This is a genomic window from Aggregatibacter sp. Marseille-P9115, from assembly GCF_920939465.1.
GTDB lineage: Bacteria > Pseudomonadota > Gammaproteobacteria > Enterobacterales > Pasteurellaceae > Aggregatibacter > Aggregatibacter segnis_B.
In genome coordinates this window covers 1,072,067-1,084,709 of the sequence record NZ_OV100759.1, presented here as the reverse complement: position 1 = coordinate 1,084,709, position 12,643 = coordinate 1,072,067, and the positions used below count along the sequence as shown (strand labels likewise).

The 12,643-nt window shown below is 45.3% G+C and carries 14 protein-coding genes and 3 tRNA genes; 7 read left to right on the top strand and 10 right to left on the bottom strand.

The window, feature by feature from the left end; genetic code table 11:
• Positions 1–124: 124 nt before the first annotated feature.
• The 3 genes from LQ983_RS05140 to LQ983_RS05130 are packed head-to-tail and all read right to left on the bottom strand — an operon-like array spanning position 125 to position 1,820.
• Complete coding sequence (locus LQ983_RS05140) at positions 125–610, bottom strand: YqaA family protein (protein ID WP_230621864.1); 486 nt, start codon at positions 608–610, stop codon at positions 125–127.
• Positions 611–612: 2 nt separating this feature from the next.
• Entirely contained in the window at positions 613–1,218 is a 606-nt protein-coding gene (locus tag LQ983_RS05135) for a sugar O-acetyltransferase (RefSeq protein ID WP_230621863.1), read from the bottom strand.
• Complete coding sequence (locus LQ983_RS05130) at positions 1,218–1,820, bottom strand: beta-phosphoglucomutase family hydrolase (RefSeq protein ID WP_230621862.1); 603 nt, start codon at positions 1,818–1,820, stop codon at positions 1,218–1,220. The genes LQ983_RS05135 and LQ983_RS05130 overlap by 1 nt, the downstream gene beginning before the upstream one ends.
• A 124-nt stretch (positions 1,821–1,944) precedes the next feature.
• Between LQ983_RS05130 and LQ983_RS05125 the strand changes: the two genes are divergently transcribed.
• On the top strand, positions 1,945–2,325 hold the full coding sequence (locus LQ983_RS05125; protein ID WP_230621861.1) for a PRD domain-containing protein: 381 nt from the start codon (positions 1,945–1,947) through the stop codon (positions 2,323–2,325).
• A 70-nt stretch (positions 2,326–2,395) separates the two neighbouring features.
• Here the strand turns inward: LQ983_RS05125 and LQ983_RS05120 are convergent.
• The 6 genes from LQ983_RS05120 to LQ983_RS05095 all read right to left on the bottom strand — a co-directional run bounded on the left by LQ983_RS05120 (position 2,396) and on the right by LQ983_RS05095 (position 5,763).
• Positions 2,396–2,472, bottom strand: a tRNA-Arg gene (locus LQ983_RS05120).
• A 54-nt stretch (positions 2,473–2,526) separates the two neighbouring features.
• Positions 2,527–2,603 (bottom strand) — tRNA-Arg (locus LQ983_RS05115).
• 17 nt (positions 2,604–2,620) lie between these two features.
• Positions 2,621–2,714 (bottom strand) — tRNA-Ser (locus tag LQ983_RS05110).
• Between the two features lie 125 nt (positions 2,715–2,839).
• On the bottom strand, positions 2,840–4,855 hold the full coding sequence (gene rep, locus LQ983_RS05105) for a DNA helicase Rep (RefSeq protein ID WP_230622608.1): 2,016 nt from the start codon (positions 4,853–4,855) through the stop codon (positions 2,840–2,842).
• Positions 4,856–4,864: 9 nt separating this feature from the next.
• Positions 4,865–5,095 carry a YceK/YidQ family lipoprotein gene (locus tag LQ983_RS05100; protein ID WP_109433241.1) on the bottom strand — a complete coding sequence of 77 codons (231 nt, stop codon included), beginning with the start codon at positions 5,093–5,095 and terminating at the stop codon, positions 4,865–4,867.
• Between the two features lie 119 nt (positions 5,096–5,214).
• On the bottom strand, positions 5,215–5,763 hold the full coding sequence (locus LQ983_RS05095) for an outer membrane protein (RefSeq protein WP_109433242.1): 549 nt from the start codon (positions 5,761–5,763) through the stop codon (positions 5,215–5,217).
• A 216-nt stretch (positions 5,764–5,979) separates the two neighbouring features.
• On the opposite strand from LQ983_RS05095, the gene polA reads away from it, so the two are divergent.
• On the top strand, positions 5,980–8,778 hold the full coding sequence (gene polA / locus LQ983_RS05090; protein ID WP_109433243.1) for a DNA polymerase I: 2,799 nt from the start codon (positions 5,980–5,982) through the stop codon (positions 8,776–8,778).
• 15 nt (positions 8,779–8,793) lie between these two features.
• Complete coding sequence (locus LQ983_RS05085; RefSeq protein ID WP_109433244.1) at positions 8,794–9,111, top strand: cupin; 318 nt, start codon at positions 8,794–8,796, stop codon at positions 9,109–9,111.
• A gap of 114 nt (positions 9,112–9,225) precedes the next feature.
• Here LQ983_RS05085 and LQ983_RS05080 read toward each other — a convergent pair whose 3' ends face one another.
• The gene (locus LQ983_RS05080; protein ID WP_230621860.1) at positions 9,226–10,071 is read right to left on the bottom strand and encodes an SDR family oxidoreductase; all 846 of its coding nucleotides are present in this window, start codon (positions 10,069–10,071) and stop codon (positions 9,226–9,228) included.
• 167 nt (positions 10,072–10,238) lie between these two features.
• On the opposite strand from LQ983_RS05080, the gene LQ983_RS05075 reads away from it, so the two are divergent.
• The 4 genes from LQ983_RS05075 to LQ983_RS05060 all read left to right on the top strand — a co-directional run bounded on the left by LQ983_RS05075 (position 10,239) and on the right by LQ983_RS05060 (position 12,628).
• Positions 10,239–10,604 (top strand): helix-turn-helix domain-containing protein, encoded by a 366-nt coding sequence (locus tag LQ983_RS05075; protein ID WP_230621859.1) that lies wholly within the window; start codon positions 10,239–10,241, stop codon positions 10,602–10,604.
• Between the two features lie 141 nt (positions 10,605–10,745).
• Positions 10,746–11,654: a glycine--tRNA ligase subunit alpha gene (gene glyQ / locus LQ983_RS05070; RefSeq protein WP_230622607.1), complete on the top strand. Its 909-nt coding sequence runs from the start codon at positions 10,746–10,748 to the stop codon at positions 11,652–11,654.
• A gap of 53 nt (positions 11,655–11,707) precedes the next feature.
• Positions 11,708–12,358, top strand: coding sequence for an FABP family protein (locus LQ983_RS05065; protein ID WP_111296930.1), 651 nt, complete (start codon positions 11,708–11,710; stop codon positions 12,356–12,358).
• Between the two features lie 9 nt (positions 12,359–12,367).
• Positions 12,368–12,628 carry a hypothetical protein gene (locus LQ983_RS05060; RefSeq protein ID WP_048749786.1) on the top strand — a complete coding sequence of 87 codons (261 nt, stop codon included), beginning with the start codon at positions 12,368–12,370 and terminating at the stop codon, positions 12,626–12,628.
• The last annotated feature ends 15 nt before the right edge of the window (positions 12,629–12,643 follow it).

The window sequence follows — 12,643 nt, the reverse complement described above, 5'->3', positions numbered from 1 at the left end:
CGTTATACTGCTGTCATAGATAACGAGCAACTTGCAGTTGTTTTAATAAAATTGGTTCCTTAGGTTATTCGCCTCTCCTCGTGAGAGGCATTTTTTTAGCCATTTTACCGTAAAATGGCCTTCTTTAAAGAACGGCAACGCCCAAAAATAATAAAAAAACGTACCGCACTATTTTTCCCAGTGTCATAAGAATCAGACACGCCACCCAATTTAATCTCAACCAGCCTGCCACGGCACAAAATACATCGCCGACGACTGGCAACCAGCTAAAAAATAACATGATACTACCGTGGCGCCGTGTTTTTTCTAATATCCAAATGAGTTTTGCATTTTGTGGCGGTGTATTAAAAGTAGGGAGCCAACGCCCTAGCGCATAGGTGGTTAGGCTTCCCAGTGTGTTTCCGGCAACAGCAGTCCATAATAGGCTTTGAATTTCCATAGAAAAATAAGGGGAGCCCGCCCATAAAAGCGGTGTGATGAGGGTGACAAAAATAATTTCGGAATTACCGGGGAGGACAGTCGCGCTGAGAAACGCACTGGCGAACATAATCCACAATCGATGTTCGCCAAATAATGCGAACCATCCATCCCAGCTAAAAAGATCAAACATGATTAAATGTGCGGAAAATAAGTGCGTAGGTAATTTTCACGATCGTCCGCATTGATTTGACGAACCATTCGGCAAGGGGAGCCCATGGCAAGGCTGTTGGCAGGAACGTCTTTGGTCACCACGGAACCGGAGGCGATGACGACATTATCACCAATAGTCACCCCACCTAGAACGATGACATTGCCACCCAGCCAAACATTATTACCAATAGTAATTGGTCGTGCTTGTTCCCAGCCGGCAAGACGTAATTCGGGGTCAATAGGGTGCCCCACCGTGTATAAACTGACATTCGGTGCAAACATAACATCATTTCCGATAGTGACAGGTGCGTTATCTAAAATGGTGCAGTGGTAGTTGGCGAAGAAGTTTTTCCCTACTTTAATATTGCTGCCGTAATCACAATAAAAAGGTGCGTTAATGTGCGTGCTTTCATCTGCTTGACCAAACAATGCCAAAATCAACCGCACTTTTTCTTCTTTATTACTTGGACGAGTGGGGATATTGAAGTCATGGAGTAATTCTTTGGCACGCAGACGCATTGAAACTAATTCATCGGAATTAGGTTGATGAGCGAGGCCACGCAACATCTTTTCTTTTTCGCTAAGCATTAATTGCCTCGTATTAATTTGTTGACCCGCACATCAAACACATCCATGCCGGCGCTTAATCCGGCTTGGATGCCAAAATCGCCATCTTCAAAGACTAAGCAACGTTGTGGTTTGGCTTGAATCAGTTCGGCGCAACGTAAAAACGTGTCAGGTGCCGGTTTGTGATGCTGAATGTCTTCGGCGGTTACGATAGCTGAAAAATATTTCTCAAAATCGAATTTGTCTAACAAAATTTTTGCAATAGGGCGGTGAGAGCCAGTGCCTAATGCCAAGGGTTTTTTATTATAAAATGCGCGAACAATATTGGCGGCAGGCAGCAATGTGGCGTGTTGCATAATCAGTTTTTTGCCATATTCTCTTTTTAATTCAATGACATCTTCTAATTTATCTAAAGGCATGGCATAGCGTTTCATCATTTCTAGCGCGATAGCTCTTACCGGAGCCCCCCCCATTTCATATAACAGGTTGCCATCAAACGGATAACCATAATGTTGCCCGACCATTTCCCATGCTTTGGCATGGCTAGGCATGGTGTCGATGACCGTGCCATCCATATCAAAAATTAAGCCGTCGTACTGATTTATTACTTCATTATCTAACATGTTGCTTTCCGAATTACTTTAATAAAATGAGAGGAGAGTTATTTTGCTACAATTTTGTGATCAATGCACCGTTTAATTCATCGCGATTCGGTTATACTTGGGCAACTTTTTTGAGAGTGAGTGAATGGATCTTCAACAACGGCTTTGGGCATTTCAAGCCCGAGAATTAATTGACGAACATATTGTGCAAATCGTGCTGAATGTGCGTTGTCATTTGCAACAAGATTGGCGGGTGGATGTTGAAACCGAGCAGGTAAAAATGATGTTGGTGCACATTGCCAGTGCGTTGGGCCGGATTCAGCGTGGTCATTGCGCTTCGCCATTGTATACTGATTTTTTAGATGAAATTCAAAGTGCGGTGGTTTTTCCGCAAGTTTTGCAGATTCACCAAAAGATATTGAAATTAATTCCGTTGGCGATTCCCGAAGAAGAACAAACGTATTTTTTGGCAAACGTGTACGGATTAGTATTGGATCAACCATACGTGTTAGAACGGCTTCGTTAAAAATACACGAAAAAACGACCGCACTTTTGGTTGTTCTAGAAAATGAGTTGGGGATTATAAAGAAGTGAAATGGCGCACCCGAAAGGATTCGAACCTTTGACCGCTCGGTTCGTAGCCGAGTACTCTATCCAGCTGAGCTACGGGTGCGTAGTTGGTGTTTAATTTGCTCAAACCATTTTAAACAATAGAGTCGATTTAAAATGGCGCACCCGAGAGGATTCGAACCTCTGACCGCTCGGTTCGTAGCCGAGTACTCTATCCAGCTGAGCTACGGGTGCGAGACAAATTAAACAAATGGCGGTGAGAGAGGGATTCGAACCCTCGATGGAGTTTTTGACCCCATACTCCCTTAGCAGGGGAGCGCCTTCAGCCTACTCGGCCATCTCACCACAATCGGTTTGTGGGCGGTATAATACGGGTTTATGACAATAAGTCAAATTATTTTTTCCGAAAAGTACTTGAAATCAAGTTAGTTGTGCGATTTCTCGACAACTTCAAGTATCACATTCACAGATTATTTCCCACGTAAAATCGCCCGTAAATTGGCAATATGGCTTTGCGTTTTCGCCTGTTGCTGTTCGGCACTTAACGGCGGTTTATCCCGTTCCCATTGCAAATCGTTTGCCGGCAACTCCAGTAAGAATCGACTTGGTTCCGGACGAATCAATTCACCAAACTGACGCCGTTCTTTGCATAAAGAAAACCACAGATTCTGCTGCGCACGCGTAATGCCCACATACGCCAAACGACGTTCTTCTTCCACGTTGTCTTCGTCAATGCTGGTTTGATGCGGCAAAATACCTTCTTCCATGCCGATTAAAAACACATGCGGAAATTCTAGCCCTTTGGAGGCATGAAGCGTCATTAATTGTACCTGATCGCTGTCATTTTCCTCTTCGCCCCGTTCCAGCATATCGCGCAACGTTAAGTGGGTGACGATTTGGTTCAGATTCATTGGCTCGTTAAATTCATCGCCTTTGAGCATATCAGCAACCCAATCAAACAACGTTGCCACGTTTTTGCTCTGCATTTCTGCCGCTTTCGGGCTGGTGGCGTATTCGTATAAATATTCTTCATAATGTAACGAAGCAAGCATGGAGCGCACGGCGCGTTCAGGTTCGGAACGTTGTATTTCATCATTCAATTCGACAATCCAACGGGCGAATTTTTGCAACGCATCATAGGCTTTCGGAGTGACCCGTTGAATCAGCTCAAAATCAAAAATCGCTTCAAATAAGCTGACATGTTTTTCTTGTGCCAGCGAACCCAACTTTTCCAGTGTTGCCGTACCGATTTCTCGTTTTGGTGTGTTCACAATGCGTAAAAACGCTGCATCATCATCTTGATTTACCACCAAACGCAAATACGCCATCATATCTTTAATTTCCGCACGGGAGAAAAAGGATGTGCCGCCGGAGATTTTGTATGGAATGCGGTTTTGCATCAGAATTTTTTCCAGCAAGCGCGATTGGTGGTTGCCACGATACAAAATGGCATAATCACGATAATGGGTTTTAGCGATAAAACGGTGAGCAATGAGTTCGCTCACAACACGTTCTGCCTCATGTTCTTCGTTTTTCGCTTCAATAATTTGTAACTTTTCTCCTTCCCCTAACTTGGAAAAGAGTTTTTTGTCGAAAACATGATCATTGTTATCGATGAGGATATTGGCGCAATGCAAAATGCGTTGGCTAGAACGGTAATTTTGTTCCAGTTTAATCACCTGTAACGCCGGAAAATCATCGCGTAATCGCACCATATTCTGTGGTCGCGCACCACGCCAAGAATAAATAGATTGATCGTCATCACCCACCACCGTGAAACGTGCACGATCGCCCACTAACAACTTAATCAACTCATATTGGCTGGTATTGGTGTCTTGGTATTCATCCACCAACAGATAGCGAATTTTCTCCTGCCATTTGGACCGCACTTCGGCGTTCTGTTTGAACAGTAGGGTCGGCAACATAATCAAATCATCAAAATCCAAAGCATTGTAGGCACGCAGTTGTTTGTTATAGCGGTCGTAACAATGAGCGAAGGTTTGTTCTTGCTTATCACGCGCCAATGTCATCGCTTGTTGTGGGCTAGATAAGTCATTCTTCCAATTAGAAATGCGATTGATCAGCGTACGCAGTAAATCTTTATCTTCCTGCAACAGGTCAGCGGTGAGTTCCTTTAACAGCGCCATTTGATCATGCTCGTCAAACAACGTCATATTGGCTTTAAAACCTAAGTGCTTATATTCACGCTTAATAATGTCAAAACCGAGGGTGTGAAAGGTGGATACAATTAGCCCTTTGGAGGATTCCTTACCGATAGACTGTGCCACGCGTTCTTTCATTTCGCGAGCGGCTTTGTTGGTGAAGGTGACGGCGGCGATTTGCTTTGGAAGATAACCACACTTGCGAATGAGATGAGCAATTTTATTGATGATGACGCGCGTTTTTCCAGAGCCTGCACCGGCTAAAACGAGGCAAGGACCGGACACATATTCCACGGCTTGTTGTTGTTGCGGATTGAGTTTCATAGTCATTGATTATTCACTTTGCGACCACGCATAAGGCAATAACGCCGTATCCAACAGGAAGGACAAGGGCACATCCAAAATCGGCAAGCCCCAATGCTTTGCCATCTCGACATCGTATTTTGTGCCGGCATAAGGGCTATAAGGTTCTGTCGGATCCACGAGTTTTACCACGGTGCCACAGGCATTTGCGGTGAAAAGTGCAGTCGAAAAAAGCACTGTTTTTAAGGGTTGAAATTTCATAAGTGGGCGGATTTTACACCAAATAAGAAAAGATGTGGAAAGGTTTGCACAAGATTATTCGGGCAAAAAAATGCGCCGTTGGTTTTCCTTCGGCGCAATGTATTTAAAATCAATTTAAATTAGAAACGGTAAGACGCATTGGTGCTGAAAGTATTGCCTTTGAGGCTATCGCCACCAAATCTGTTACCGGTACGTAAGTATTCCAAACCTAATTCAAAGTTTGGCGCTAAGTTCGCTTTTACACCTGCACCTAAACCATAACCGGCTTTTGTTTCGGTGATTTTGGTGACAACTCTACCGTCAGTCGTTGTTGCATCAAATTTAACCACTTCTGCGCTTACTTTTGCATAAGGTAACACAGATGGGGTCGCACGGTAGCCAAGTAGATATCCTACGCCTAAACGGCCTTTTTGTTGTACTTTAGTGTCAGCATTGTCCACTAATGTAGAGTTGTGTGGTTTGAATTTACCTTCAACAATACCCACAACATTTTGTCCATGGTTGAAACCATAGTCCGCGATTAAATCTACGTTTGAGATGCGTTTTGCATGTTCGTATTTGGTTGTACCTACGCCAACACCTACGCCGAAACCGGTGAAATCAGATGCGACTGCGGAAGTTGAAGCAAGAACAACGGCGCTAAGTGCTAAAAGTGTTAATTTTTTCATGAGATCCTCTGCTGGATTGTATTAAAAACGGCCTGAGTATAGGCATTTTTTCTATAAGGATCAAGATCCTTTGGTGATATCAAGGATCTTGAAAGACGAAGTGTGGTCTGTTTTTTCGGTGTTTTTTAATCCCTTTTTTCATGGGGATTTCCCCATGCGCCCTTGGCCGATTTTCGCTATAATGCGACAACATTTTATCAACATCATGAGATGATTATGGCTCAAATTGCTGCAAATCCCCTTGTCCTCGTGGACGGTTCTTCTTATTTATACCGCGCCTTTCACGCTTTCCCTCCGCTCACTAATTCCAACGGAGAGCCGACAGGCGCCATGTATGGTGTGTTGAATATGCTGAAAAGCCTGATTTCTCAGGTGCAGCCAAGCCACATAGCGGTAGTGTTTGATGCCAAAGGCAAAACCTTCCGCGATGAAATGTTTGAGCAATATAAATCTCACCGTCCACCGATGCCGGACGATCTGCGTAAACAAATCCAGCCGTTGCATGACATGATCCTTGCCTTGGGTATTCCGCTGTTGGTGGTGGAAGGCGTTGAAGCGGACGACGTAATCGGCACGTTGGCACGCCAAGCGTCGCAAAACGGGCAAAAAGTACTGATCAGTACCGGCGACAAAGACATGGCGCAGCTGGTGGACGACAACATTATGTTGATTAACACCATGAACAACAGCCTGCTGGATCGTGATGGCGTGATTGAAAAATACGGTATTCCGCCAGAGTTGATTATTGATTATCTGGCGTTGATGGGCGACAGCTCCGACAACATTCCTGGTGTCTCAGGTGTCGGTGAAAAAACAGCGCTAGGGCTTTTGCTGGGCATCGGCAGCATGGCACAAATTTATGCCAATTTGGATAAAGTCGCCGAACTGCCGATTCGTGGTGCGAAGAAACTCGGAGAAAAATTGCTTGCTGAAAAAGACATGGCAGATTTGTCCTACGCGTTGGCAACCATCAAAACCGACGTGGCATTGGCATTTTCTCCGCAAGAACTTGTGCTTGGTGACAGCAACAATGACGCCTTAATCGAATATTTCGGGCGGTATGAATTCAAACGCTGGCTAGGCGAGGTGATGAACGGCACCAATTCTGTAACGCAACCGACGCAATCAGTGAAAATTAATCACTATCAAGCGACGCCGGCAGTCAAAACCGATGAAAGTGCGGTTGAAAACTCGGTTAAATTTAACATCGACCGCAGCCGCTATGAAAACATTCTGACTGAAGCGGATTTAGCCCGTTGGGTGGAAAAATTGAGTGCCGAGAAACTGATCTCGGTGGATACGGAAACCGACGGGCTGGATTATATGTCCGCCAATTTGGTCGGTATATCTTTTGCATTGGAAAATGGCGACGCAGCGTATTTACCGTTGCATTTGGATTATCTCGGTGCGCCAAAAACGTTGGAAAAAAGCACCGCACTTGCTGCCCTCAAACCCATTTTAGAGAACCCGAACATCGGGAAAATTGGGCAGAATCTCAAGTTTGATATGACTATTTTTGCCCGCAACGGCATTGCGTTGCAGGGCATTGAATTCGACACCATGTTGCTTTCTTACACCTTGGACAGCACCGGTCGACACAACATGGACGACCTAGCGAAACGCTATCTCGGACACCAAACCATCGGCTTTGAAGATATTGCCGGCAAAGGGAAAAATCAGCTGACGTTCAACCAAATCCCGCTAGAACAAGCGGGCGAATACGCGGCGGAAGATGCCGACGTGACCATGAAATTGCAACAAGTGTTGTGGGAAAAACTTCAGTCGCAACCCAGTTTGGTGGAACTCTATCAATCCATCGAATTGCCGTTGCTCGGCGTGTTGTCGCGCATGGAGCGTTGTGGCGTACTGATTGATTCTGATGCGCTGTTCTTGCAGTCCAACGAAATTACCGAAAGATTGACCGCACTTGAAATGCAGGCGTACGAACTGGCAGGACAACCGTTCAATTTGGCGTCCACGAAACAGTTGCAAGACATTCTGTTCGATAAACTCGGCTTGCCGGTGTTGCAAAAAACCCCGAAAGGCGCGCCGTCCACCAATGAAGAAGTGTTGGAGGAACTGGCGTACAGCCACGAATTGCCGAAAGTGTTGGTGGAACATCGCGGTTTGAGCAAACTGAAATCCACTTACACCGACAAATTGCCGCAAATGGTGAACCCGCAAACCGGGCGCGTGCACACCTCTTACCATCAAGCCGTAACGGCAACTGGGCGGCTTTCTTCCAGTGATCCGAATTTGCAGAATATTCCGATTCGTAACGAGGAAGGACGCCGCATTCGCCAAGCCTTTATTGCACGCGACGGTTATAAAATTATCGCCGCCGACTATTCCCAAATTGAGCTGCGCATTATGGCGCATTTGTCCAACGACGCGGGTTTGATTAACGCGTTCGCACAAGGTAAAGACATTCACCGCTCCACCGCGGCGGAGATTTTTGGTTTGCCGTTGGAACAGGTGACGAGCGAACAACGCCGCAACGCGAAAGCCATTAACTTCGGCTTGATTTATGGCATGTCCTCTTTCGGACTTTCCCGTCAGCTTGGGATTTCCCGCGCGGATGCGCAACGCTACATGGATTTGTATTTCCAACGTTACCCGGGCGTGCAAACCTTCATGCACGACATCCGTGAAAAAGCGAAAGCACAAGGCTATGTGGAAACCTTGTTTGGACGACGCTTGTATTTGCCGGAAATCAATTCTTCCAACGCCATGCGTCGTAAAGGTGCGGAACGGGTGGCGATTAACGCGCCGATGCAAGGCACCGCTGCCGACATCATTAAACGCGCCATGATTAAACTAGATGAAATCACGCGTGATGATCCGGATATTCATATGATTATGCAGGTGCACGATGAATTGGTATTTGAAGTGCGGTCGGAAAAAATCGCGTTTTTCAGCGAGCTCATCAAACAACACATGGAAGCTGCCGCCGAACTTGTGGTGCCACTGATTGTGGATGTTGGCGTGGGCGAGAATTGGGACGAAGCCCACTAACGTTAAGGAGAGAGCATGGCACACAAAATTATCCGTAGCGCAGATTTTACTGCCACCCGCGCTTGGGGCGGTTTGGATATCACTGAAATGAATGGCATCAGCGTGCGGTTACATTGGACGGATGAGCCTTATAAATGGCATATCAATGATGGTGAGGAAGTTTTTGCTGTGATGAACGGCGTGGTGGAAATGCACTACAAAGAGCGCGGCGAAGCCAAAAGTGTGTTGCTAGAAACCGGTGACATTTTCTATGCCGGCATCGGCACCGAACACGTCGCGCACCCGCAAGGCGAAGCACGGATTTTGGTGATTGAAAAGGTGGGGAGTGTTTAAAAATAAAAAGAGCGGTCGGTTTTAAAAATGTTTTTATATCGACCGCTCTTTTTTATTCTTTTGCCAATTGTTTTTGAGGAGCGCCAATCTAAGGGACACAGATCAAATGAACAATTACAGCGCCTGTTTCACCGCCACATCCAGACCTGCTGTTGGGCGGCCAAGCAATTTCTCAAGGGTTTTGTCTTCTGAGAATAATGCACCGTTTGAAGCATCCACATCCCATTGTGCAATTAAGCCTGCAAAGCCTTCATCTAATCCTGCTTGCACAAGTGCTGCGGCATAATCTGCTGCAGGAATATCCACGTAAGGGATTTCTTTACCTGTTTGTTTGCTGATTTCTGCTGCGAGGTCAGCTAACGTCCAGCTGGTTGATCCGGCAAGTTCGTAAGTTTGGTTTTCGTGATCTTCACTTAATGCAACGTTTACCGCTGCTTCAGCAAGTTCTGCACGAAGTACAGACGAAATTTTTCCGTTTTTTGCTGAACCGTAGAAAGCATTGTTTGCCAACGCTGCTGGGATGGACGCGGTATAGTTCTCTGTGTACCAGCCATTGCGTAAAATGGTGTAAGTGATACCGGAGGCTTTTAAGGCGGCTTCAGTTTCAACGTGTTCACCGGCAAGGGATTTTACCGTATTGTCGTTAGTGGCACCGAGTAAGCTGGTGTAAATAATGTGTTTCACGCCTGCTTTTTTCGCGGCCTCAATCACGTTGTTATGTTGTGCAAAACGCTGACCGATTTCATTACTTGATACCAAAATTAACGTATCCACCCCTTTTAATGCCTCTACTTGCCCTTCTGTTTTTGAATAATCAAATTTGCGGGCTTCTACGCCAGAAATTTTTTCCGGGGAACGCACAAGGGCGATGACGTTGGCGTTTTTGGCTTTTAATAAATTTAACGCGATTGCGCCGAATTGACCTGTTGCACCGGTAATTGCGATAGTTTTCGTTGTCATGATGTTTTCCTTCTCGTTAAGTTGAAATGATGTTTGAACATTTGCTTGTTCGCTTGATGTGACGTATTATATTTTAATACTTACTTTTGAGAAGTACTTACATAAACGTAAGTTTTGAAATTTTTTGAAAATAATTTCTAATTAATTGATTTTTAAGGAAATAAAAAATGAAAAAAAGTGTTGAGCGAGGTAATGTGTTGGCTTCTGCCTGTCCTTCCCGGCAAATTTTGCAGCATTTAACCAGTCGTTGGGGGGCGTTGGTATTGGTGAGTTTGCATTCGGGCACCAAGCGTTTTAGTGAACTTCGCCGAGCCATTGATGGCGTGAGTGAACGTATGTTGACAAAAACCTTGCAGGAACTGGAAGCGGACGGCATGTTAATTCGTAAATCCTATAACACCGTGCCGCCACAAGTGGATTACACCTTGACGGAATTCGGCTCGCAGGCGTCCAATAAAATGTTTGAGTTGGTAGATTGGTTGGAAACCAATCTTGACGGAATTTTGGCAAAAAAGCAGGCGGCTAATCCGTAGGATTTACTACACGATGATTCCTAAAGTGCGGTGAAAAATCGACGTGTTTTTTCTACCGCACTTTTTTTCGCCTTTCCTTTATCCCGCCTTGTGTTTTCAGTATAATGGCACACATTTTCTCCACTTAAATAGACAGAACATATTATGACAAAATTTAATGTAAAAACTTTCCAAGGCATGATTCTTGCCTTACAAGAATACTGGGCGAACCAAGGCTGTACGATTGTGCAACCCTTTGATATGGAAGTGGGCGCGGGGACTTCTCACCCGATGACCGCATTGCGCGCGTTAGGCCCGGAGCCGATGGCGTTTGCTTATGTGCAACCTTCCCGCCGTCCGACCGATGGTCGCTATGGTGAAAACCCAAACCGTTTACAGCATTACTACCAATTTCAAGTGGTGATTAAACCCTCTCCGGACAATATTCAAGAGTTGTATTTAGGTTCCCTTGAAATGCTTGGCTTTGACCCGACCAAAAACGACATTCGTTTTGTGGAAGATAACTGGGAAAACCCAACTTTAGGTGCATGGGGCTTGGGCTGGGAAGTGTGGTTAAACGGCATGGAAGTGACTCAATTTACCTATTTCCAACAAGTGGGCGGCTTAGAATGTAAACCGGTTACCGGCGAGGTGACTTACGGTTTAGAGCGTTTGGCGATGTACATTCAAGGCGTGGACAGCGTGTATGACTTAGTTTGGTCTGACGGTCCGCTTGGCAAAACCACTTACGGTGATGTGTTCCATCAAAACGAAGTGGAACAATCCACCTACAATTTTGAATACGCCGATACCGATTTCTTATTCCATTGTTTCGATCAATATGAAAAAGAAGCCAAAATCTTATTGGAATTAGAACGTCCGTTGCCATTGCCGGCTTACGAACGCATTTTAAAAGCAGCTCATAGCTTTAACTTGTTAGACGCGCGCAAAGCGATTTCGGTAACAGAACGTCAACGCTACATTTTGCGCATTCGCGCCCTCACTAAAGGCGTGGCGGAAGCTTATTATGCCAGCCGTGAAGCCTTAGGTTTCCCGGGTTGTAAAAAATAAGGTAAAAACTGACCGCACTTTGTGCATGAACGTTGCGATATAAGGAGAACATCATGAAAGATTTTCAATACCCCGACGATATTTACACCGAAGCTGAACCGGACGAAAACACGCTAGCGAATTTGGGGCCTTTAGCGCCTATGGCAGGAATTTGGGAAGGCAAGCGTGGGCTTGATATCAACCCGAAAGCCGAAGGAGCGGTGAAAGATCCTTATATCGAATATTACGAATTGCAACCGATTGATGCGCAAACCAATGGACCACAATTATTTTACGGTTTGCGCTATCACACGCATATTGTGCAGCCGGATGAAGTGGAAACCTTTCACGATCAAGTAGGCTATTGGTTATGGGAACCGGCAACAGGCAATATTTCCTTGTCGTTAAGTATTCCACGTGGACAAAGCCTTATTGCCACCGGTAATGCGGCGGCAGATGCGAAAGAATTTACGCTAAAAGCCGTACGCGGCTCTCTAACGAATGGCATTATCTCTAATCCGTTTTTAGAGCAATCTTTCACCACAGAAAGCTATGAAATTACGGTAAAAATTCATGAGGATGGCACGTGGTCTTACGATCAAATTACCACGATGATTATCCCGAATTACGACAAGCCGTTTGAGCATCGCGATCGTAACCGTTTAACCAAAATCGGTGAACCGTCACTCAATCCGACCGCACTTGCTGTGGCAAATAAAGAATAAGGTGTCGCGATGAAACCTATTCTTTATTATGCCGAGCAATGTCCTGATACAGCACCGTTTGTGGCGGAATTAAAACGCCTTGGTGTGGAATATGAGAAAGTGGAAGTTTTATCTTCTATTCCTAATTTGAAACAATGGTTGCGTTTACGTGATCGTCATCCTGCATTTGATGAGGTGAAAGCACAAGGTTATGCCGGCTTCCCTGCGTTATTGTTGGACGATGATCGTGTTATCTTGGATCAAACCCAATTAAAAACCGTTTTTGCTTGATATGAGCACCATGCT